General features: G+C 61.9%; 22 protein-coding genes. 2 read left to right on the plus strand and 20 right to left on the minus strand.

The features are described 5' to 3' along the window. Positions 1 to 108 precede the first annotated feature (108 nt). From AAEQ75_RS05110 to AAEQ75_RS05135, 6 genes are read right to left on the minus strand one after another with little or no spacing between them, the layout of a single operon-like run. A complete protein-coding gene (locus AAEQ75_RS05110) occupies positions 109 to 1,206 on the minus strand; it encodes a tetratricopeptide repeat protein (RefSeq protein WP_343351061.1) in 1,098 nt (365 codons plus the stop codon). A gap of 2 nt (positions 1,207 to 1,208) precedes the next feature. Next, entirely contained in the window at positions 1,209 to 1,892 is a 684-nt protein-coding gene (locus tag AAEQ75_RS05115; RefSeq protein ID WP_343351062.1) for an energy transducer TonB, read from the minus strand. After that, complete coding sequence (locus AAEQ75_RS05120) at positions 1,892 to 2,302, minus strand: ExbD/TolR family protein (RefSeq protein WP_003463247.1); 411 nt, start codon at positions 2,300 to 2,302, stop codon at positions 1,892 to 1,894. Before AAEQ75_RS05120 ends, AAEQ75_RS05115 begins: the two co-directional genes overlap by 1 nt. Before the next feature lie 11 nt (positions 2,303 to 2,313). After that, entirely contained in the window at positions 2,314 to 2,862 is a 549-nt protein-coding gene (locus tag AAEQ75_RS05125) for a MotA/TolQ/ExbB proton channel family protein (RefSeq protein WP_343351063.1), read from the minus strand. Then, on the minus strand, positions 2,855 to 4,204 hold the full coding sequence (locus tag AAEQ75_RS05130) for a MotA/TolQ/ExbB proton channel family protein (protein WP_343351064.1): 1,350 nt from the start codon (positions 4,202 to 4,204) through the stop codon (positions 2,855 to 2,857). The genes AAEQ75_RS05125 and AAEQ75_RS05130 overlap by 8 nt, the downstream gene beginning before the upstream one ends. Further along, the gene (locus AAEQ75_RS05135) at positions 4,201 to 4,974 is read right to left on the minus strand and encodes a DUF3450 domain-containing protein (protein ID WP_343351065.1); all 774 of its coding nucleotides are present in this window, start codon (positions 4,972 to 4,974) and stop codon (positions 4,201 to 4,203) included. Before AAEQ75_RS05135 ends, AAEQ75_RS05130 begins: the two co-directional genes overlap by 4 nt. A 193-nt stretch (positions 4,975 to 5,167) precedes the next feature. On the opposite strand from AAEQ75_RS05135, the gene AAEQ75_RS05140 reads away from it, so the two are divergent. Continuing rightward, positions 5,168 to 5,830 (plus strand): OmpW/AlkL family protein, encoded by a 663-nt coding sequence (locus tag AAEQ75_RS05140; protein WP_343351066.1) that lies wholly within the window; start codon positions 5,168 to 5,170, stop codon positions 5,828 to 5,830. A gap of 56 nt (positions 5,831 to 5,886) precedes the next feature. Here the strand turns inward: AAEQ75_RS05140 and AAEQ75_RS05145 are convergent, their stop codons facing one another. The 4 genes from AAEQ75_RS05145 to AAEQ75_RS05160 are packed head-to-tail and all read right to left on the minus strand — an operon-like array spanning position 5,887 to position 9,602. Continuing rightward, positions 5,887 to 6,810 (minus strand): NAD-dependent epimerase/dehydratase family protein, encoded by a 924-nt coding sequence (locus AAEQ75_RS05145; RefSeq protein ID WP_343351067.1) that lies wholly within the window; start codon positions 6,808 to 6,810, stop codon positions 5,887 to 5,889. After that, entirely contained in the window at positions 6,803 to 7,687 is an 885-nt protein-coding gene (locus tag AAEQ75_RS05150) for a sugar nucleotide-binding protein (RefSeq protein WP_343351068.1), read from the minus strand. Before AAEQ75_RS05150 ends, AAEQ75_RS05145 begins: the two co-directional genes overlap by 8 nt. Positions 7,688 to 7,706: 19 nt before the next feature. Continuing rightward, positions 7,707 to 8,198 (minus strand): single-stranded DNA-binding protein, encoded by a 492-nt coding sequence (locus AAEQ75_RS05155; RefSeq protein ID WP_343351069.1) that lies wholly within the window; start codon positions 8,196 to 8,198, stop codon positions 7,707 to 7,709. Positions 8,199 to 8,216: 18 nt separating this feature from the next. Continuing rightward, positions 8,217 to 9,602: an MFS transporter gene (locus AAEQ75_RS05160; protein WP_343351070.1), complete on the minus strand. Its 1,386-nt coding sequence runs from the start codon at positions 9,600 to 9,602 to the stop codon at positions 8,217 to 8,219. A 291-nt stretch (positions 9,603 to 9,893) separates the two neighbouring features. Between AAEQ75_RS05160 and uvrA the strand changes: the two genes are divergently transcribed. Continuing rightward, on the plus strand, positions 9,894 to 12,728 hold the full coding sequence (gene uvrA, locus AAEQ75_RS05165; RefSeq protein WP_343351071.1) for an excinuclease ABC subunit UvrA: 2,835 nt from the start codon (positions 9,894 to 9,896) through the stop codon (positions 12,726 to 12,728). 73 nt (positions 12,729 to 12,801) lie between these two features. Here uvrA and bfr read toward each other — a convergent pair whose 3' ends face one another. From bfr to rplO, 10 genes are all read right to left on the minus strand, one after another. Further along, positions 12,802 to 13,266, minus strand: coding sequence for a bacterioferritin (gene bfr, locus AAEQ75_RS05170; protein ID WP_074858054.1), 465 nt, complete (start codon positions 13,264 to 13,266; stop codon positions 12,802 to 12,804). A 120-nt stretch (positions 13,267 to 13,386) separates the two neighbouring features. Then, positions 13,387 to 15,510: a catalase/peroxidase HPI gene (gene katG, locus AAEQ75_RS05175; RefSeq protein WP_343351072.1), complete on the minus strand. Its 2,124-nt coding sequence runs from the start codon at positions 15,508 to 15,510 to the stop codon at positions 13,387 to 13,389. Positions 15,511 to 15,798: 288 nt separating this feature from the next. Continuing rightward, positions 15,799 to 16,185, minus strand: a complete 387-nt coding sequence (gene rplQ / locus AAEQ75_RS05180; protein WP_003243945.1) for a 50S ribosomal protein L17 — start codon at positions 16,183 to 16,185, stop codon at positions 15,799 to 15,801. Between the two features lie 44 nt (positions 16,186 to 16,229). After that, positions 16,230 to 17,231 carry a DNA-directed RNA polymerase subunit alpha gene (locus AAEQ75_RS05185; RefSeq protein ID WP_099526271.1) on the minus strand — a complete coding sequence of 334 codons (1,002 nt, stop codon included), beginning with the start codon at positions 17,229 to 17,231 and terminating at the stop codon, positions 16,230 to 16,232. 22 nt (positions 17,232 to 17,253) lie between these two features. Next, positions 17,254 to 17,874, minus strand: coding sequence for a 30S ribosomal protein S4 (rpsD, locus tag AAEQ75_RS05190; protein WP_017675608.1), 621 nt, complete (start codon positions 17,872 to 17,874; stop codon positions 17,254 to 17,256). A gap of 17 nt (positions 17,875 to 17,891) precedes the next feature. Next, the gene (gene rpsK, locus AAEQ75_RS05195; protein ID WP_003243933.1) at positions 17,892 to 18,281 is read right to left on the minus strand and encodes a 30S ribosomal protein S11; all 390 of its coding nucleotides are present in this window, start codon (positions 18,279 to 18,281) and stop codon (positions 17,892 to 17,894) included. A 30-nt stretch (positions 18,282 to 18,311) separates the two neighbouring features. After that, on the minus strand, positions 18,312 to 18,668 hold the full coding sequence (gene rpsM / locus AAEQ75_RS05200) for a 30S ribosomal protein S13 (RefSeq protein WP_003463275.1): 357 nt from the start codon (positions 18,666 to 18,668) through the stop codon (positions 18,312 to 18,314). 133 nt (positions 18,669 to 18,801) lie between these two features. Next, a complete protein-coding gene (gene rpmJ, locus AAEQ75_RS05205; RefSeq protein WP_002555468.1) occupies positions 18,802 to 18,918 on the minus strand; it encodes a 50S ribosomal protein L36 in 117 nt (38 codons plus the stop codon). A gap of 28 nt (positions 18,919 to 18,946) precedes the next feature. Then, positions 18,947 to 20,275 (minus strand): preprotein translocase subunit SecY, encoded by a 1,329-nt coding sequence (secY, locus tag AAEQ75_RS05210; protein ID WP_099526269.1) that lies wholly within the window; start codon positions 20,273 to 20,275, stop codon positions 18,947 to 18,949. Then, complete coding sequence (rplO, locus tag AAEQ75_RS05215; protein ID WP_343351073.1) at positions 20,276 to 20,707, minus strand: 50S ribosomal protein L15; 432 nt, start codon at positions 20,705 to 20,707, stop codon at positions 20,276 to 20,278.

A 20,707-nucleotide genomic window follows, 5' to 3' on the forward strand; every position in this document is an offset into this window, starting at 1 on the left:
TCCTACAAATACGCCACCCAAGAAAAAGCCAGACCCAGGGGCCTGGCTTTTTACTTGGTGCGCGCGGCGCATCCTACCGTAGGGTGCGCCGTGCGCACCGAGAACGACTCAACTGCGACTGGCGACCCGGTTCTCCCGCTCGAAGCGCAGCTCGCTTTCCGCCCATTGCCGCCAGGAGCGCACCTTGGCTCGCTCGGCACCACCACGCTCGGCACGCGCCAGTGCATCCAGGCCGGCCTGCCAGCGCGCCTGTTCCAGCTCCAACTGCGCGACATAAAGCCAATGTTTGCCATTACCGCTGCGCTCGGCCAACGGGCGCAGCACGCGTACCGCAGCAGAACGATCACGCGCCTGCCACCAGAACAACCCCAGGCACTCCTGGCGCGCGGCGGTGTTGGCCAGCAGACCACTGTCGAGCATCCCGGCCAGCAGCTTGGCACCCTGCCAGGGCTGGTCGGCAGCGCCAGCCAGCAGCACCAGGTTGTCCAGCTCGGACTCGCTGAAACGCAGGCCCTTGCTATGCGCCGCACGCAGGGTCGCCAGCGCCTTGTCATTGCTACCGGCCATCTGCTGCAGGCCAGCCAGCTGACGCCAGCCCTTGGCTTCGTTCGGCTGGCGCGACAGCAACTGGCGCTGCCAGCGCTCGGCATGGGCATAACGTTTCAGGTCGGCATTGGCACCCACCAGAAACTGCAGCCAGATATCGGCGGCGTTGGGGTTGGCCTGCACGTATCGCTCGGCCAGCGGCAACGCCTTGGCCGGCTGGTTCATGCCCTGATAGGCCTGCACCAGCATTTGCAGCACCTCCTCGGAGGCATTGCCCTGATTCGGTGCCAGCAACTCGACAACCTTGGCGTAGCGGCGCTCGCCCAGGTTGAGCTTGGCCAGATTGAGACGCTCGCCAGCCAGCATTTCATCGTCAAGCTTGCCGCTACGCACAGCCTTGTCCAGCCAGTCGATGGCCTGAGCATTGTTGCCGGCCGACCAGGCCACATAGGCCTTGCTACGCCAGACCAGTGCCTCTTCGAGGCTGCCGCTCTTGGCCTGGACGCCGTCGAGTGCGCGCTGTGCGGCGGCGTAGTCGCCTTTCTGCTGCGCAACCTGCGCCGTATTCAGGGCCTTGAACACAGCCGGATCGACGGTCTGCTGAGCCATGCCAGGCACGGCCGCAGCACTGAGCATCACGAGCAACAACCAACGATACATGGTCAGCTCCTTTCCAGACGGAAGTAGAGGGTTTTTACCGCCTCGCGGTCTACAGCCAGACCACCCTCGGTACGTGGCGCGAAGCGCCAGCGAGAGGCGGCACGGCGCGCTTCGCGCTCGAACACGTTACGCGGATTGGCCTCCAGCACACGGATGTTTTCAACGTTGCCGGAACGATTGATGGTGAACGCCAGTTTGACGAAGCCTTCAATGCCACGCTGCAGGGCGTATCGCGGGTAATCCGGGCGCACGTCATTGAGCGGCATGACTTCGCTCTCCATCCCGCCCATCTGCCCACCGGCCTCGGCTGCCTCACTCGGCGGCGTCGGTGCCGGAGCACCCGGTGCAAGACCGGACAAGCTCGGTGCCGGCGCGCTGTTGACGGCAATACCACTGGCCAGGCTGGGCAGTTGGATATCCAGCGCCGGCAGGCTGGCATTCGGCGTGGCCGTTTGCGGCGTCGGTGGCGTGGGTGGCTGCGGCGTCTGCGGTTGCGGCGGCTGCGGTGCCTGCTGACGGGTGCGGCTGGCGGTCTCGCTGGCGTTACCGTCCATGCGCACGAAATTGGCCACGCTGACCGGTTCCTGACTCACCTTGGCGCTCGGTGGCGCGACCATGTACAGCATCAGGGCGAACAGCCCCAAGGCCATCAGGCAGGCGCCGAGAAAAGACAGCGGCAGGCGCATCAGTTGACTCCGCTACCAGCGGCCAGAGCGACATCCTGCACACCGGCCAGACGCGCCTGATCCATCACCTGGACGACCAGGCCGGTACGCGCATCCTGATCGGCCTGCACCACCACGGCACCATCCGGCTGGTCGACGCGCATGCGCTCGACATGCGCCCGTACGCTGCGGATGTCCACCGGCTGCTTGTCCATCCAGATCTGCCCGTCGGCGGTGACGGCAATGAGGATATTGCCCTTGTCCTGCGGGCTGGCGGTTTCCGCCTGCGGGCGCTGCACTTCGACGCCAGACTCACGAATGAAGGAGCTGGTGACGATGAAGAAGATCAGCATGATGAAGACCACGTCGAGCATCGGCGTGAGGTCGATACCGGTGTCTTCGTCCTGCTGGTGGTGACGACGCATTCTCATGTTGGGCGATCTCAGTCGTGACGCAGCTGGTCGGCCAGCCGCTCGATGGCCTGACTGGCTTCGCGTTCGAGGCGCGCCAGGCTGAACAATCCAGGAATGGCCAGAACCATGCCGGCCATGGTCGGCAGGGTCGCCTGCCAGACGCCTGCGGCCATGCCGCGTGGGTTACCGGTGCCGTTGAGGGCGAGCACATCGAACACGGCGATCATGCCAAGCACGGTGCCAAGCAGGCCCAGTAGCGGATACAGCGCCACCAGGGTCTTGCCCAGGCGCAGCGGCGTCGCCAGTTGCTGACGCGCCTGCGCCAGCCAGGCCAGGCGTACCGCGCGCTGCCAGTTGCCGTTGTCATCGGCGAGCACCTGCTGCCAGGCCTCGCGACGCTCCTGCACCCAGCGCGGGAAAATCCTGCGCATGTACCAGAAGCGCTCGAACACCAGGGTCCAGAACACCACGCAGAGCACTGCCAGCGCCCACATCACCACGCCGCCAGCGCTCATGAAGTCGAGCAGTGCATGGGCACTGTCGACTGCACGCAGCCAGAAGGCGAACAGATCACTCACGGCGCGGCGCTCCCGACAGGTGCAAGGCAATGAGGCCGGCGCTCTGCTGCTCCAGAATCTGGATCAGGCCCTTGCTACGGCTGGCCAGCAGGCTGTGCAGGAACAGCAGCGGAATGGCCACCACCAGACCGAGCACGGTGGTTACCAGCGCCTGGGAGATACCGTCGGCCATCAGGCGCGAGTCACCGCCACCGCTCTGGGTGATGGCCTGGAAGGTGACGATCATGCCGGTCACGGTACCCAGCAGGCCGAGCAGCGGTGCCACGGCGGCGAGCAGCTTGAGCAGGCCCTGGCCTTTTTCCAGCGGCGGTGTCTCCTGCAGGATCGCTTCGTCGAGCTTCAGCTCCAGGGTTTCCAGATCCGCCAGTTGCGGCTTGGCGCCCAGCACGCCGATCACGCGGCCCAGCGGGTTGTCATTGCGCGGCGCGCTGAGGTCGTGTATCTGCGCCTTGACGCCGCTACCAACGCGAGCCAGGTAGACCATGCGCCACACAGCGAGAAGCAGGCCGAAAGCACCCAGCACGACGATCACCCAACCGACCAGACCACCCTGTTGCAGACGGTCCCACAGAGTCGGTTGCTGCTGCAGCTGCGCCAGCAGGCTGCCACGGCTCGGATCGATGGGCAGCGTGGCGAGCGCATCGGTACTGCTCAGGTAGTCCTTGACCTGGCCCAGGCCGGACGGCTGACGCGGCGGCGCCACCAGTTGCCCGGCATCGGCGTCGTAACGCAGGAAGGCATCCTCGCCATACACAGCGAAGGCGCCAACACGCAGTACCTGCTGCTCCTGACGCGAACCATCTGCACTCACCACCGGCAGTTGCAGGCGCTCGATACGGCCGCTGGCAGCCAGGTCTTCGAGCAGCAGCATCCAGTAGCCGTCAAGATCGTCAGCGGACGGCAGCGAGCGGCTTTCGGCCAATGCTTTGAGGCGCGTCAGACGCTCCGGATACTGGGCGTTGAGCAGACTGTCCTGCCATTGACCAGCGACATCACCCGCGCTCTGGCGCACCACGCCAAACAGCTCACCGAGGTGACCAACGCGCTGTGCCAGCAGTTTTTCCTGCTCGGCCAGTTCGACCTCCTGCCGGTCGAACTCGGCCTTGAGGCGTTCGCTTTCGGCTTTCTGGGTATTCAGCGCGGAACGTGCGGCAGCCAGCAACTGCGCCTGCTCACTACGTTTGGCGAGAAACGCCTGCTCGCGCTCCCGCATGGCGCTAACTTCGGCAGCGCGCTCGCTACGGATGCGCTGCAGCAGTTGATCGGGGTTGAGGGTTTCGGCCACGGCGGCCAGTGCCGGCAACAGGCTGAGCGCCAATACGGCTACAACACGACGACTCATTGTGCGGCCTCCTCGGCCAGGGTCTTGATCGGCAGGGACAGCACGGCGGGCGCCTGTTGCTGACGGGCGATGGCGATGGCCTGGGTCAACGGACGACGCGCGCTACCATCGAGCACTTCCCAGGCGTCGGACTGCGGGTTCCACCAGCCGCTCTCATGAGCATCGAGGGTCTGGTAATAGAGCATGCTGCGACCCAGACGCAGGAACTCGACGCTACGCGAGCCGCCATCGGCCTGGTTCAGTTCGCCACGCCAGGCCTCCAGGGTGCGACCGTAGTCGCTTTCAATCTGGTAAGCCTCGAGGATGCGGCGATATTTGTCGGCCAGGCTGACATCGGCGCGCGGTAGCAGGTCCTGCAGCTGAGCCAGACGGTCTTCACGTTCCTCGGGCAGGAACGGCAGGTCCGCGGCGATGAACTCACCCAGCACCTCAACCATCTTGACCATCTGCGGGCTTACCGCTTCCTGGGTGCGTTCGATGCCATCGAGCTGCTTCTGATAACTGGCCAGCTCCTGACGCTGGGCTTCGACCAGGTCACGAAGTTGACTGTTATAACCTTTCAAAGCCTCAGCCTGCTGCAAGGCATTTCGGTACTCATTGAGCATCTCACGGCTGGCGTCATCCAGCTGTTCAACACGGCCCTGGGAGGCTTTCGCCTCGGCGGCCAGGCGCTGGCTTTCGTCGAGCGCAGCATCCAGCGGCGCGGCGAGCAGCGAGCCGCTGCTCAACATCAGTGCCACGACCAGGGAACGGTGGGGGAAGCGATTCATGCGCAGAGGGTCCTCGACAGACGGGCTTGCTTCAAAAAGAGAAACATTATCATCTACAGACGCATTCGAAGCAATGGACAAAACACCGCAGCAGAGCCCGTCGATCTATTGAGCCAGGTCAAAAAGTGAATTGTTGCTTGGCTTAGCATTGATTTCAGCCAAGACACACAACCGACTCGAACTGGAGCTCGCTATGTACAAGTCACTGTTCACTGCCTCACTGCTGGCCCTGGCCATCGCCTCCCCCATTGCTCAAGCCCACCAGGCTGGCGACATCATCGTCCGCGCCGGCGCCATCACCGTCGATCCGCACGAAGACAGCTCAAACGTCAAAATTGGTGGCGTAAAAGCTGCCGGGACCGCAGCGACACTCGATAGCGATACCCAACTGGGTCTGAACTTCGCTTACATGCTCACCGACAAGCTTGGTATCGAACTGCTGGCTGCCACACCGTTCAGCCACGACGTTGGCACCAAAGGTCTCGGCGGCCTGAAACTGGGCTCGGTCAAGCATCTGCCACCGACCCTGAGCCTTGTCTACTACCCGCTCGACAGCAAGTCGGCCTTTCAGCCTTACGTCGGTGCCGGCATCAACTACACGTGGTTCTTCGACGACAAGCTCAGCAGCGAAGCCGAAGGTGCCGGTTTCCGTGGCCTGGACATGAAGGACTCTTGGGGTTGGGCTGCACAAGTCGGTGCCGATTACATGCTGACCGACAATCTGATGATCAACGCCCAGGTGCGCTACATCGATATCGACACCACCGGCACCACCTATCTGGCCGGCGACAAGGTCAAGGTCGACGTGGATGTCGACCCCTTCGTCTACATGGTCGGCCTGGGCTACAAGTTCTGATAGCCCACGCAGAAACGAAAAAGCCGGCGACGCCGGCTTTTTTTCGTGAACTCGATTTACAAACCGAGCAGTTGGCGCAATCCTTCACACAGCGGCGTCTGCTCTGGCAGGCGGTAATGGGCCTGCAGGCGCGCATTGTCGGCACGCGAGTGGCGGATATCACCGGCACGGGCCGACAAATGCGTCACCTGCGGCAAGCCGCCACAAAGCGCGCCGATCTCCGCCAGCAATTGATTGAGGCTTACCGCCTGGCTCCACCCCACGTTGACCGGATCACTCACCACCTGATCGTTGAGCAGCGCCTGCATCAACAGCACAACCAGATCACCGACGTAGAAGAAATCTCGGGTCTGTTCGCCGTCGCCGAAGACGCTGATCGGCAGCCCCTGCTGCGCACGCTGGGTGAAGATGCTGATCACCCCGGAGTACGGCGAGGACGGGTCCTGGCGCGGGCCGAAGATATTGAAGAAACGAAACACCGCCGGTTCCAGGCCATGCTGACGACGGTAGAAGTCCAGATAGTGTTCGCCGGACAGCTTGTCGGACGCGTAAGGCGTCAGCGGCGCCTTGGCAGTGGCTTCGTCGATTGCCACGCCCTCGCCGTTGTTGCCGTAAATAGCCGCGCTGGAGGCATAGACCACACGTCGCACACCATGCTGACGCATGGCCTCGCAAACATTCAGGGTACCGATGAAGTTGCTCTGGTGCGTGGACACGGGGTCATCCACCGAGGCCTGCACCGACGCCACCGCTGCCAGATGCGCTACCCCTGAACAACCGGCGACCGCCTGCGCGACCACTTCAGCATCAGCGACATCGCCCTCAATGAAGCGCAAGCGCGGATTGTCCAGCGGCAGGTTGCTGCGCTTGCCCATGGACAGATTGTCCAGCACTCGCACTTCGTGGCCAGCGGCCAGCAAGGCATCGACCAGGTGCGAGCCAATAAAGCCAGCGCCGCCAGTTACGAGAATTTCAGCCATGACGGTAATAACGATCCAAAAGCGCTGGCAGACCGGAGCGCCAGGCGCGCGGCTTGATGCCGAAGGTGTGAAGAATCTTCTTGCAGGCCAGCACGGCGTGTTGCGGTTCATCGGCTGCATCCGGGCGAGCAGCGTGCGCCTGCGGCGCGACGTCCTCGACCAGATTGCTGCGATAGTGACGCGCCTCGCTCAGCACCGCCTGCCCCAGGCTCAGCGATGTGCTGGTCTCGTGGCCACCGTAATGATAGGTGCCCCACAGCGGCGACTCGCAATCTAGTTGCTTGAGCACGGCCAGAATCACCCGTGCGGCATCGTCCACTGGCGTCGGGTTGCCGCGCCGGTCATCGGCGAGATAAAGGGCATCGTCGCGCTCGGCACGTAATAGAAAGCGCCCCAGCAACCCTTCACGACTGTCATCGAGCAGCCAGCCAAAGCGCAGCAACACATGACGCGGACAGATCGCCCGCACACTCTGCTCCAGCCGCCACAGCGCCTGACCGCGCAGCCCGAGGGGCAGCGGCTCTTCCTTCTCGCTGTAGGCGGTGACCCGCGCGCCATCGAAAACCCGGTAGCTGGACGGCTGCAGCAAGACGATGCCGTGGTGCTGACACAACTCGGCCAGCCGCTCCACAGCGCGCTCCTGCGTTTGCAGGCGCGACTCGGCCACCGACTCAGCCTGGAACCAGTCGAAGTAGTAAGCCAGGTTGATCAGTGCATCCGGGCGGGTATCGTCGAGCAGCTCAGTCAGGCTGGCGGCATCCCAACCGTCTTCCGGCGGACGAGGCGCGAGGAAGCCGATGTCTTCCTCGGCGCCAAGACGGATCAGCGCTTGCCCCAGGGCACTACCGCCGCCAAGCAGCATCAGGCGCATTCGCATAGGCTAGAGCCCGCTCAGATCAGAACGGGATATCGTCATCGAAGCTGTCGTAGTCAGGCGCTGGCTGGGCCTGCTGCGGAGCAGGACGCTCCTGACGCGGAGCATGCTGCGGCTCACGCTGCGGAGCCGGACGCGATTGACGCGGAGCGCCACCTTCGTCGCCGCTAGGACGACCGCCCAGCAGCTGCATGGTGCCCTGCATGTCGACGATGATCTCGGTGGTGTAGCGCTTGATGCCGTCCTTTTCCCACTCGCGGGTCTGCAGCTTGCCTTCGATGTACACCTGCGAACCCTTGCGCAGGTACTCGCCGGCGATCTCGGCAACCTTGCCGAACAGCGCAACGCGGTGCCACTCGGTCTTCTCGACCTTCTGCCCGGTCTGCTTGTCGGTCCACTGCTCGCTGGTGGCCAGGCTCAGGTTGGTCACTGCGTTGCCGCTGGGCAGGTAGCGTGTTTCCGGGTCCTGGCCGCAGGTACCGACCAGAATGACTTTGTTAACCCCACGGGCCATAACGTTCTCCTAGACTCCTCACGCCCCGGGCGCCGATGCGATCAGGCGCTCGATTGACGTGCGATCCACTTGTTGGGTATCGACTTTAATGTAGATGGCCGCTTCATCGACCACCACCACGGCGTCCGCCACTCCCGGCGTCGCCCTGAGGCGTTCGACCAGTCCGACATCGGCCAGTGCCGCGGCATCGAGCGGCAGGCGCAAACTGGTCACGTACGGCGGTTCGCGCATAGTAACAGCAATAGCCAGCCAAATTGCACAGAGCGCTGCGCAGCCGATGAAGACACCGCCAAGGCCAACGTGCTGATACAGCCAACCGCCAAGAATGCCGCCCAATGCCGCGCCGAGGAACTGACTGGTGGAGTACACCCCCATCGCCGTGCCCTTGCCTCCAGCTGGCGCCACCTTGCTGACCAGCGACGGCAGCGAGGCTTCGAGCAAGTTGAACGCGGTGAAGAACACCACGATGCCCAGTACCAGCGCACGCAAACTGCTGCCGAAGAAGGCAAAGTAAAGCTCGCAGACCAGCAATACGCTGACGGCGCCGAGCAGCACGCGCTTCATCTGGCGTTTTTTCTCGCCGTAAATGATGAAGGGCACCATGCCAAAGAAACCGATCAACAGCGCGGTGAGATACACCCACCAGTGTTCCTCCTTGACCAGTCCGCCCTGCTCCACCAGCGCCAGCGGCAGGGCGACGAAACTGGCCATGAGCACTGCATGCAAGGCCAGGATGGCGAAGTCCAGGCGCAACAAATCGGCGTGCTTGAGCGTCGGCCACAGCGCCTGCGCCGCTACGCCGGACTCGCGATGTTGTAGCGGGCCGGCGTCTTTGGGCACGATGCCAGCGACGATCAGAATGCCGAGCAACGCCATCGCCCCGGTGGCCCAGAACAGCCCGGACAGGCCGAAGGCGCGAGTCAGCAGCGGGCCAATGACCATGGCCACGGCGAACGACAGGCCAATGCTCATGCCGATCATGGCCATGGCCTTGGTGCGATGTTGCTCGCGAGTCAGGTCCGACAACAGTGCCATCACCGCCGCGGAAATCGCGCCAGCGCCCTGCAGCACGCGTCCGGCGATAACGCCCCAGATCGAATCGGCATTGGCCGCCAGCACGCTGCCAGCGGCGAAGATCAGCAACCCGACGTAGATCACCGGGCGTCGGCCAATACGATCACTGAGCATACCGAAGGGAATTTGCAGCACAGCCTGGGTCAAACCATAGGCACCGATGGCCAGGCCGATCAGCGCGGGGGTACTGCCCGCCAGATCCATGCCGTAGGTGGCCAGCACCGGCAGCACCATGAACATGCCCAGCATACGAAACGCGAACACCATAGCCAGGCCGCCGGCCGCGCGGGTCTCGCTACTACTCATGCGCTCGCTGTGCGAATCGTGCATCGAATAAACCCTGAGGAAATCAGCCGGCGATTCTAGCAGCCGCCATCGTTTCGGCACAGGCGCACACTTTGCCGCAGGGCAGCAGCAAGCCCTATACTCGACCGTTTTCCGCCCGCCCAGCGAGGCCGTTGTAGGGAGCCTGTAAAAGCGTTAGCGAGGCAGCTAGCGCAAGGCGAAAGCAGGCGAAGAATGCACTGGGCCCGCATCCGGGTTTACGAGCTGTAAATGAGCATTCTGAGCCGGCTTTCAACGCAGCGCTTGCAACGCAGATAGCTTTTAGAGGTTCCCTAAGTGGACAAGATTCTGATTCGTGGGGCCCGTACCCACAACCTGAAGAACATCGACCTGACCCTGCCGCGTGACAAGCTGATCGTGATCACCGGCCTGTCCGGTTCCGGCAAGTCTTCCCTGGCCTTCGACACGCTGTACGCCGAAGGCCAGCGCCGTTATGTCGAATCGCTGTCGGCTTACGCCCGGCAGTTCCTGTCGATGATGGAAAAGCCCGATGTCGACACCATCGAAGGCCTGTCACCGGCGATTTCCATCGAACAGAAATCCACCTCGCACAACCCGCGCTCGACCGTCGGCACCATCACCGAAATCTACGATTACCTGCGCCTGCTCTATGCCCGCGCCGGTATTCCGCGCTGCCCGGATCACGATGTGCCCCTGGAGGCGCAGACCGTCAGCCAGATGGTCGACCAGGTGCTGGCCCTGCCGGAAGGCCGCAAGCTAATGCTGCTGGCCCCGGTGATCCGCGAGCGCAAGGGCGAGCATCTGTCGGTATTCGAGGAGCTGCGGGCGCAGGGCTTCGTCCGTGCCCGCGTCAACGGCAAGCTGTTCGAACTGGACGAGCTGCCCAAGCTGGACAAACAGAAGAAGCACTCCATCGACGTGGTGGTGGATCGCTTCAAGGTCCGTGAAGACCTGCAGCAACGGCTGGCCGAGTCGTTCGAGACTGCGCTCGGGCTGGCCGACGGCATCGCTCTGATCGCCCCCATGGATGATGAGCCAGGCGAAGAGATCATCTTCTCCGCGCGCTTCGCCTGCCCGCACTGCGGCCACTCGATCAGCGAGCTGGAACCCAAGCTGTTCTCCTTCAACAACCCGGCCGGCGCCTGCCCAACCTGCGACGGACTGGGCGTGAAGCAGTTCTTCGACGGCAAGCGCCTGGTCAATGGCGAGCTGACCCTGGCCGAAGGCGCCATACGCGGCTGGGACAGGCGCAATGTCTACTACTTCCAGATGCTCGGCTCACTGGCCGCGCACTATGGCTTTAGCCTGGAAGAGCCCTTCGACGAATTGGCCACCGAACACCAGAAAGCCATCCTCAGCGGCAGCGGCACGCAGAGCGTCGACTTCAAATACCTCAATGATCGCGGCGACATCGTCAAACGCTCGCATCCCTTCGAGGGCATCATCCCCAACCTCGAACGCCGCTACCGCGAAACCGAGTCGGCCAGCGTGCGCGAGGAGCTGGCCAAGTTCCTCAGCACCCAACCCTGCCCCGATTGCCGTGGCACCCGCCTGCGCCGTGAGGCAAGGCATGTCTGGGTCGGCGAGAAGACTCTGCCGGCAGTGACCGGCCTGCCGGTCGGCGATGCCTGCGATTACGTCGCCAACCTGCACCTGACCGGCCGCCGCGGCGAGATCGCCGAGAAAATCCTCAAGGAAATCCGCGAGCGTCTGCAGTTCCTGGTCAACGTCGGCCTCGATTATCTGACCCTGGATCGCAGCGCCGACACCCTGTCCGGCGGCGAAGCGCAGCGCATCCGCCTGGCCAGCCAGATCGGCGCCGGCCTGGTGGGCGTGATGTACATCCTCGATGAACCGTCCATCGGCCTGCACCAGCGCGACAACGAGCGCCTGCTCGGCACCCTCAACCACCTGCGCAACCTGGGCAATACGGTGATCGTCGTCGAACACGATGAGGACGCCATCCGCATGGCCGATTACGTGGTCGATATCGGCCCGGGTGCTGGTGTACATGGCGGCCGCATCGTCGCCGAAGGCACGCCGGACGAGGTGATGAATCACCCCGACTCGCTGACCGGCAAATACCTGTCCGGCCGTGAGAAGATCCGCTATCCGGCGCAGCGCACCCCGCGTGACAAGAAGAAACTGCTCAAGCTCAAGGGCGCACGGGGCAACAACCTGCGCAATGTCGATCTGGAAATTCCAGTGGGCCTGCTCACCTGCGTCACCGGGGTTTCCGGTTCGGGCAAGTCGACGCTGATCAACAACACCCTGTTCCCGCTCACCGCCACCGAGCTGAACGGCGCCACCACCCTGGAAGCGGCGCCGCACGACTCCTTCGACGGCCTGCAGCATCTGGACAAGGTGGTCGATATCGACCAGAGCCCGATTGGCCGCACACCGCGCTCCAACCCGGCCACCTACACTGGTCTGTTCACACCGATCCGCGAGCTGTTCGCCGGCGTGCCGGAATCGCGCTCGCGCGGTTATGGCCCGGGCCGTTTCAGCTTCAACGTCAAGGGCGGGCGCTGCGAGGCGTGCCAGGGCGACGGCGTGATCAAGGTGGAGATGCACTTCCTGCCGGACATCTACGTGCCGTGCGACGTGTGCAAGGGCAAGCGCTACAACCGCGAAACCCTGGAAGTGAAGTACAAGGGCAAGAGCATCACCGAGGTGCTCGACATGACCATCGAGGAAGCCCGCGCCTTCTTCGACGCCGTGCCGGCCATCGCGCGCAAGCTGCAGACGCTGATGGACGTCGGCCTGTCCTATATCAAGCTGGGGCAGAGCGCGACCACCCTGTCCGGCGGCGAGGCGCAGCGGGTCAAGCTGAGTCGCGAGCTGAGCAAGCGCGATACTGGCAAGACCCTGTACATCCTCGACGAGCCAACCACCGGTCTGCACTTCGCCGATATCCAGCAACTGCTCGACGTGCTGCACCGCCTGCGCGACCACGGCAATACCGTGGTGGTGATCGAGCACAACCTGGACGTGATCAAGACCGCCGACTGGCTGGTGGATCTCGGCCCCGAGGGCGGCTCCAAGGGCGGCATGATCATCGCCACCGGCACACCGGAAGAGGTGGCCGCCAACCCGGCCTCGCATACCGGGCACTTCCTCAAGCCGCTGCTGGAAAGAGATAGAGCTTGAGGCTACAGGCTACAGGCTACAGGCAGAGCATGGACGCCTGCAGCCTGAGGCCTAAAGCCTGCAGCCCAAAGACTTACATCTGGCTTTGCAGGTACTTCTCCAGCCCCAGCTTGTCGATTAGCTGCAGCTGAATCTCCAGCCAATAGGCGTGGTCTTCCTCGGTATCCTTGAGCTGTGCCAGGAGGATGTCGCGAGTCTGGTAATCCTGATGCTTCTCGCACAGTTCGATACCCTTGCTCAGGGCCGCGCGCACTTCGTACTCCAGCGCCAGATCCAGCTTCAGCGCCTCAGGCACGGTCTGCCCGAAGGAGAAGGCGTTGGGCACCATATCCGGCACACCCTCGAGGAAGATGATGCGCTTGAGCAGCGCGTCGGCGTGCTGGGTTTCCTCTTCCATCTCGTGGTTGATGCGCTCGTAGAGCTTGCTGAAACCCCAGTCCTCATACAGCCGCGAATGGATGAAATACTGGTCACGAGCGGCCAGCTCACCTTTGAGCAGATGCTTGAGATAGTCGACGACTTCGGTATGGCCTTTCATGCCGGGCATTCCTTGTAGCATTCATGAACAAGTGGCAATGCTCCGCCTGACGCGGGGTTCGGTCAAGCAAAAGCACAACGCCTCCACGAGGGAGGCGTTGCGTTACCGCTCAGTGAAGCGTCAGGCCAGATCGAAACGATCCAGGTTCATCACCTTGGTCCAGGCCGCGACGAAGTCCTTGATGAACTTCTGCTGGCCGCCGTCCTGGGCATACACCTCGGCATAGGCGCGCAGCAGCGAGTTGGAACCGAACACCAGGTCGGCACGGCTGGCCGTGTACTTCTTCGCCCCGGTCTTGCGCTCCAGCACATCGAAGCCCGCGCCACTGGGTTTCCACTCCAGGCCCATGCTCAGCACATTGACGAAGAAGTCATTGCTCAGCACGCCCACCTTGTCGGTGAACACACCCCGCAGGCTGCCATCCCAGTTGGCGCCCAGCACACGCAGGCCACCGAGCAGCGCGGTCATCTCCGGCGCTGTCAGCGTCAGCTGCTGAGCCTTGTCGATCAGCAGCACCTCGTCGCCGATACCGACACCATCGGCCTTCCAGTTACGGAAGCCATCGGCCGGGCCACGCAGGTATTCAACGCTGTGCACGTCGGTCTGCTCCTGCGAGGCATCGACGCGACCAGCGGCGAACGGCACCTCGATCGACGTACCGGCAGCACTGGCGGCCTGCTCGACGCCGAGATTACCGGCCAGGACGATCAGGTCGGCCAGAGACAGGCGAGTCGAAGCCTGGATGCCCTCGATCTTGGCCAGCGCGGCAACCGCGATCTTGTTCACCGCCCAGCCGCGCTGCGGTTGCAGCGCCAGGCGCGCACCGTTGGCACCGCCGCGCTTGTCGCCGCCCCGGAAGGTGGCCGCCGAGGCCCAAGCCAGGGAAACCAGTTCGGATACGCTCAGGCCCAGCGCCGCGATCTTAGCTTTGGCATCGGCGATGTCGGCAGCGGACGGCAGCGGGCCGGCTGGCGGCAGCGGGTCTTGCCAGATCAGGTCTTCCTTCGGCACTTCCGGGCCGAGGTAACGAGCCTTCGGCCCCATGTCGCGGTGGGTCAGCTTGAACCAAGCGCGGGCGAAGGCTTCGCTGAACGCCTGCGGGTCGTTGAGGAAACGCCGCGAGATTTTCTCGAAGGCCGGATCGAAACGCAGGGTCAGGTCGGTGGTGAGCATGGTCGGCTTGTGCTTGACCGCCGGATCGAAAGGATCGGGCATGATCTCCGGGGCATCCTTGGCTACCCACTGGATCGCGCCGGCCGGCGACCTGACTTGCTCCCATTCGTACTGGAACAGGTTCTCGAAGAAGTAGTTGCTCCACTGGGTCGGCGTTTGCGTCCAGGTGACTTCGATCCCCGAGGTGATGGCGTCCTTACCCTTGCCACTGCCATGGCCGCTGAACCAGCCCAGGCCCTGCTGCTCGATGGGAGCGGCTTCCGGGTCGGGGCCGATCTTGTCGCCCGGCACCGCGCCGTGCGTCTTGCCCAGGGTGTGACCACCGGCGATCAGGGCGACGATTTCCTCGTCGTCCATCGCCATGTTGCCGAAGGTGGCACGGATGAACGGCGCCGCCGACAGCGGATCGCCACTGGCTTCCGGGCCTTCCGGGTTGACGTAGATCAGGCCCATTTCGGTGGCCGACAGCGGGCTGTCTTTCAGCGCCTCGCTATGACGGTGCTTGAGCCATTCCTTTTCCGTGCCCCAGTTGACGTCGTTATCCGGCTCCCAGGTGTCCGCGCGCCCGGCAGCGAAGCCGAAGGTACGGAAACCCGAAGACTCCAGGGCAACGTTGCCGGCCAGCATGAACAGGTCGGCCCAGCTGATCTTCTGTCCATACTTCTGCTTCACCGGCCACAGCAGGCGACGAGCCTTGTCCAGGTTGGCGTTGTCCGGCCAGGCGCCCAGCGGCGCAAAACGCTGCTGACCACGTCCCGCACCACCCCGGCCATCGACCAGACGGTACGTGCCGGCGCCATGCCAGGCCATGCGGATGAACAGACCGACGTAGCTGCCCCAGTCGGCCGGCCACCAGTCCTGCGAATCGGTGAGTACCTTGCGGATGTCGCCCTTGAGGGCGGAATAGTCGATCTTCTTAAATTCGTCGGCGTAGTTGAATGTCTCGCCCAGCGGGTTGGAGCGCTCAGAATGCTGGTTCAGCAGATCCACACGCAACTGATTCGGCCACCAATCCAGATTGGTCGTCCCCTGGCCTGCGACATGAAACGGGCATTTACCTGTGTTCGACATGCTTCTCTCCTTCTCCTCATCGTGTCGGTTCCAATGGCTGTGGCCGACAATGAAAGGAGAGTAGTCCTGCACTTACGAAAGAGCCAATATATGAAACACAACGACAAGATAGTCATTTTCTTTCGATAGACGCCCGGACGCGTCCAAACCGAGCACCACCGCAACAGGAGAAAAGCCAGGATTTTTCCGCCGCAAAAACAAACGCCCCAACACTGTTGGGGCGTTTGTCGTTGCCTTGACCTGAACTGGCTGCTTGACGCAAGCCGGCTCGGTGTAGGGAACAGAGACTTACTCGGCAGCTTCTACCGAACCGCCGACCGGACGGTCGACCAGTTCAACGTAAGCCATCGGAGCGTTGTCGCCAGCGCGGAAGCCGCACTTGAGGATGCGCAGGTAGCCGCCGTTACGGGTGGCGTAGCGCTTGCCCAGATCGTTGAACAGTTTGCCAACGATGGCTTTCGAACGGGTACGGTCGAAGGCCAGACGACGGTTAGCAACGCTGTCTTCCTTGGCCAGGGTGATCAGCGGCTCGGCAACGCGACGCAGTTCCTTGGCTTTCGGCAGGGTAGTTTTGATCAGCTCGTGCTCGAACAGCGAGACCGCCATGTTCTGGAACATGGCCTTGCGGTGAGCGCTGGTGCGGCTAAGGTGACGGCCACTTTTACGATGACGCATGGTTCAATTCCTTACCAAACTTGTTCGTTCGGTGATGATGACGATCAGGCAGTAGCCTTATCGTCTTTCTTCAGACTTGCCGGCGGCCAGTTGTCGAGGCGCATACCGAGGGACAGACCGCGAGAAGCCAGAACATCCTTGATTTCGGTCAGGGATTTCTTGCCCAGGTTCGGGGTTTTGAGCAGCTCTACTTCAGTGCGCTGAATCAGGTCACCGATGTAGTAGATGTTCTCTGCCTTGAGGCAGTTGGCCGAACGTACGGTCAGTTCCAGGTCATCAACAGGGCGCAGCAGGATCGGATCGATCTCGTCTTCCTGCTCGACCACCACAGGCTCACTGTCACCTTTGAGGTCGACGAACGCGGCCAACTGCTGCTGCAGAATGGTCGCGGCACGACGGATAGCCTCTTCAGGGTCCAGAGTACCGTTGGTTTCCAAGTCGATAACCAGTTTGTCCAGGTTGGTGCGCTGCTCGACACGGGCGTTTTCCACCACGTAAGCAACCCGACGCACAGGGCTGAACGAAGCATCCAGCTGCAAGCGACCAATGCTGCGGCTTTCATCTTCGTCGCTCTGACGCGCGTCAGCCGGCTCATAGCCGCGACCACGAGCTACGGTCAGCTTCATGTTCAGCGCGCCATTGGAGGCCAGGTTGGCGATTACGTGGTCGCCATTGACGATTTCGACATCGTGATCCAGCTGAATATCGGCAGCGGTAACTACGCCCGGGCCCTTTTTAGCCAGAGTCAGGGTCACTTCGTCACGGCCGTGCAGCTTGATAGCCAGACCTTTCAGGTTGAGCAGGATCTCAATGACATCTTCCTGCACACCTTCGATCGCGGAGTACTCATGGAGTACGCCATCGATCTCGGCCTCGACTACTGCACAGCCAGGCATGGAGGACAACAGGATGCGACGCAGCGCGTTGCCCAGGGTATGGCCAAAGCCACGCTCGAGAGGCTCGAGGGTGATCTTGGCGCGGGTCGAACTGACCTCCTGCACATCAATGTGACGGGGGGTCAGGAACTCATTTACCGAAATCTGCATGGATGCACCTATTTTCTAGCCCTTACTTGGAGTAGAGCTCGACAATCAGGCTCTCGTTGATGTCAGCGGACAGATCGCCACGAGCCGGTACGTTCTTGAACACACCAGACTTCTTCTCGGCGTCTACTTCTACCCACTCAACACGGCCACGTTGGGCGCAGAGCTCGAGAGCCTGAGCGATGCGCAGCTGATTGCGCGATTTCTCGCGAACAGCAACGACGTCGCCAGCCTTAACTTGGTAGGACGGTACGTTTACGGTCTGACCGTTGACGCTGATCGCTTTGTGCGAAACCAGCTGACGGGACTCGGCACGAGTAGCGCCAAAACCCATACGGTAAACCACGTTGTCCAGACGGCACTCCAGCAGTTGCAGTAGATTCTCGCCGGTGGCGCCTTTCTGGCTGGCAGCTTGCTTGTAGTAACCGCTGAATTGACGCTCCAGTACGCCGTAGATACGACGAACTTTTTGCTTCTCACGCAGCTGGGTGCCGTAGTCGGACTGACGGCCACGGCGCTGGCCGTGGATACCCGGAGCTGCTTCGATGTTGCACTTAGATTCAAGCGCGCGAACACCACTCTTCAGGAAGAGATCGGTGCCTTCACGACGAGACAGTTTGCATTTGGGACCAATGTAACGAGCCATTTCTCACTGTCTCCTGATTACACGCGACGCTTCTTCGGCGGACGGCACCCGTTGTGCGGGATTGGCGTCACGTCGGTGATGCTGGCGATTTTGTAGCCGCAGGCGTTCAGAGCACGCACGGCGGATTCGCGACCCGGACCTGGACCTTTGACGTTGACGTCGAGGTTCTTCAGACCGTATTCCAGTGCAGCCTGACCAGCACGCTCAGCGGCGATCTGGGCAGCGAATGGAGTGGACTTACGCGAGCCGCGGAAACCCGAACCACCGGAGGTAGCCCAGGACAGGGCGTTACCCTGACGGTCGGTAATGGTCACGATAGTGTTGTTGAAAGACGCATGGATGTGGGCGATGCCATCAACCACTGTCTTTTTGACTTTTTTACGAGTACGAGCAGCAGGTTTTGCCATGACTAAATTCCTGTCGATTCGCGAATGCGATTACTTGCGGATCGGCTTACGCGGGCCCTTACGGGTGCGAGCGTTGGTCTTGGTACGCTGACCGCGAACCGGCAGACCTTTACGATGACGCAGGCCGCGGTAGCAACCCAGATCCATCAAGCGCTTGATCTTCATATTCACTTCACGACGCAGGTCGCCTTCGGTATTCACCTTGGCTACTTCGCCACGCAGCTGTTCGATCTGCTCGTCAGTCAGATCCTTGATTTTCGCAGCCGGATTTACACCGGTAGCGGCACAGATTTTCTGTGCAGTGGTGCGACCAACACCAAAGATGTAGGTCAGCGAGATAACAGTGTGCTTGTTATCCGGAATGTTAACGCCTGCAATACGGGCCATTCAGTGGAACTCCAATTGACAGCTACCTACGCCCCGGAAGCCAAGAAATAGGGCGCGAGATATTAACGCTGTAATAACAAATAATCAACCCGGCAGCGCACTAGCTGCCGGGCTTATCACGCGTGGTTCACACTCAGCCTTGGCGCTGCTTGTGACGCGGCTCTGCGCTGCAGATCACCCGCACGACACCTTCGCGACGGATAATTTTGCAGTTACGGCACAGCTTTTTCACCGATGCACGAACTTTCATTACCAACTCCTCGAACCTTACGGGTGGATCAGCGGAGCATGCCGCTGCCATAGCCCTTCAGGTTGGCTTTCTTCATCAGGGAATCGTACTGGTGAGACACGAGGTGCGATTGCACTTGAGACATGAAGTCCATCACAACCACGACCACGATCAGCAACGAGGTCCCGCCAAGGTAGAACGGAACGTTGGCTGCAACCACCAGGAACTGGGGCAGCAGGCACACGGCCGTCATGTACAGAGCACCGAACATGGTCAAGCGAGTCAGAACGCCATCGATATAGCGCGCAGACTGCTCGCCCGGACGGATGCCCGGAATAAAGGCACCGGACTTCTTCAGGTTTTCCGCTACGTCTTTCGGGTTGAACATCAGCGCTGTGTAGAAGAAGCAGAAGAAAATGATCCCTGCACTAAACAGCAAAATGTTCAACGGCTGACCAGGAGCGATAGCCTGCGAAATGTCCTGCAGCCAGCCCAAACCCTCGGACTGACCAAACCAGGCACCCAGCGAGGCCGGGAACAGCAGAAGGCTGCTAGCGAAGATGGCCGGGATTACGCCCGCCATGTTCACCTTCAACGGCAAGTGGCTGGTCTGCGCAGCAAAGACCTTGCGGCCCTGCTGACGCTTGGCGTAGTGCACCGCAATGCGACGCTGACCACGCTCGATGAACACCACAAAACCGATGATCGCTACTGCCAACAGGCCGATGGCGATCAGAGCGAAGATGTTGATATCGCCCTGGCGAGCAGACTCGAAAGACTGCCCGATTGCCGACGGCAGACCGGCTACGATGCCCGCAAAAATCAGCATCGAGATACCGTTACCGACACCGCGCTCAGTGATCTGCTCGCCCAGCCACATCATGAACATCGCGCCCGCCACGAAAGTGGTGACCGCCACGAAGTGGAAGCCGAAATCGCCCGAGAACGCAACGCCCTGGCTAGCCAGACCAGCGGACATACCGATGGCCTGAACGAACGCCAGGACGAGTGTGCCGTAGCGGGTGTACTGGCTGATCTTGCGACGGCCAGCTTCACCTTCCTTCTTCAACTGCTCCAGCTGCGGGCTGACGGCGGTCATCAGCTGCATGATGATCGATGCCGAGATGTACGGCATGATCCCCAGTGCAAAGATGCTCATCCGCTCCAGCGCGCCGCCGGAAAACATGTTGAACAAGCTAAGAATGGTCCCCTCATTCTGTCGAAACAGATCGGCCAGACGGTCAGGGTTTATACCGGGAACTGGGATATGCGCGCCGATTCGATAGACGATGATCGCCATGAACAGAAAACGCAGACGAGCCCAGAGTTCGGACAACCCGCCACCAGCCAGAGCAGAGAGAGCACCTTGCTTAGCCATTTATTCCTCGAACTTACCGCCAGCTGCTTCGATAGCCGCACGCGCACCTTTGGTGGCAGCGATACCTTTCAGGGTGACCGCACGGGTAACCTCACCGGACAGCATGATTTTCACACGCTGCACGTGCTGGCCAACCAGATTGGCATCCTTCAGAGCCTGCAGAGTTACAACACCCTCTACCTTGTTCAGCTCGGAGGTACGCACTTCGGCGCGATCCATAGCCTTCAGGGAGACGAAGCCGAACTTCGGCAGACGGCGGTGCAGCGGCTGCTGACCACCCTCGAAGCCCGGAGCGATGGAGCCACCGGAGCGGGAGGTCTGACCTTTGTGGCCACGGCCACCAGTCTTACCCAGACCGCTACCGATGCCACGGCCCGGACGGTGCTTCTCGCGACGGGCACCCGGCGCGGAACGCAGATCGTTCAGTTGCAT

The organism is Pseudomonas sediminis (assembly GCF_039555755.1).
Classification (GTDB): domain Bacteria; phylum Pseudomonadota; class Gammaproteobacteria; order Pseudomonadales; family Pseudomonadaceae; genus Aquipseudomonas; species Aquipseudomonas mendocina_D.

Excerpts from the sequence above, each read along its gene's own strand:
- AAEQ75_RS05110 (WP_343351061.1), bottom strand. The coding sequence starts at position 1,206 with ATGTATCGTTGGTTGTTGCTCGTGATGCTCAGTGCTGCGGCCGTGCCT.
- AAEQ75_RS05115 (WP_343351062.1), bottom strand. The coding sequence starts at position 1,892 with ATGCGCCTGCCGCTGTCTTTTCTCGGCGCCTGCCTGATGGCCTTGGGG.
- AAEQ75_RS05120 (WP_003463247.1), bottom strand. The coding sequence starts at position 2,302 with ATGAGAATGCGTCGTCACCACCAGCAGGACGAAGACACCGGTATCGAC.
- AAEQ75_RS05130 (WP_343351064.1), bottom strand. The coding sequence starts at position 4,204 with ATGAGTCGTCGTGTTGTAGCCGTATTGGCGCTCAGCCTGTTGCCGGCA.
- AAEQ75_RS05135 (WP_343351065.1), bottom strand. The coding sequence starts at position 4,974 with ATGAATCGCTTCCCCCACCGTTCCCTGGTCGTGGCACTGATGTTGAGC.
- AAEQ75_RS05140 (WP_343351066.1), top strand. The coding sequence starts at position 5,168 with ATGTACAAGTCACTGTTCACTGCCTCACTGCTGGCCCTGGCCATCGCC.
- AAEQ75_RS05145 (WP_343351067.1), bottom strand. The coding sequence starts at position 6,810 with ATGGCTGAAATTCTCGTAACTGGCGGCGCTGGCTTTATTGGCTCGCAC.
- AAEQ75_RS05150 (WP_343351068.1), bottom strand. The coding sequence starts at position 7,687 with ATGCGAATGCGCCTGATGCTGCTTGGCGGCGGTAGTGCCCTGGGGCAA.
- AAEQ75_RS05155 (WP_343351069.1), bottom strand. The coding sequence starts at position 8,198 with ATGGCCCGTGGGGTTAACAAAGTCATTCTGGTCGGTACCTGCGGCCAG.
- AAEQ75_RS05160 (WP_343351070.1), bottom strand. The coding sequence starts at position 9,602 with ATGCACGATTCGCACAGCGAGCGCATGAGTAGTAGCGAGACCCGCGCG.
- bfr (WP_074858054.1), bottom strand. The coding sequence starts at position 13,266 with ATGAAAGGCCATACCGAAGTCGTCGACTATCTCAAGCATCTGCTCAAA.
- katG (WP_343351072.1), bottom strand. The coding sequence starts at position 15,510 with ATGTCGAACACAGGTAAATGCCCGTTTCATGTCGCAGGCCAGGGGACG.
- rplQ (WP_003243945.1), bottom strand. The coding sequence starts at position 16,185 with ATGCGTCATCGTAAAAGTGGCCGTCACCTTAGCCGCACCAGCGCTCAC.
- AAEQ75_RS05185 (WP_099526271.1), bottom strand. The coding sequence starts at position 17,231 with ATGCAGATTTCGGTAAATGAGTTCCTGACCCCCCGTCACATTGATGTG.
- rpsD (WP_017675608.1), bottom strand. The coding sequence starts at position 17,874 with ATGGCTCGTTACATTGGTCCCAAATGCAAACTGTCTCGTCGTGAAGGC.
- rpsK (WP_003243933.1), bottom strand. The coding sequence starts at position 18,281 with ATGGCAAAACCTGCTGCTCGTACTCGTAAAAAAGTCAAAAAGACAGTG.
- rpsM (WP_003463275.1), bottom strand. The coding sequence starts at position 18,668 with ATGGCCCGTATTGCAGGCGTTAACATTCCGGATAACAAGCACACTGTT.
- rpmJ (WP_002555468.1), bottom strand. The coding sequence starts at position 18,918 with ATGAAAGTTCGTGCATCGGTGAAAAAGCTGTGCCGTAACTGCAAAATT.
- secY (WP_099526269.1), bottom strand. The coding sequence starts at position 20,275 with ATGGCTAAGCAAGGTGCTCTCTCTGCTCTGGCTGGTGGCGGGTTGTCC.
- rplO (WP_343351073.1), bottom strand. The coding sequence starts at position 20,707 with ATGCAACTGAACGATCTGCGTTCCGCGCCGGGTGCCCGTCGCGAGAAG.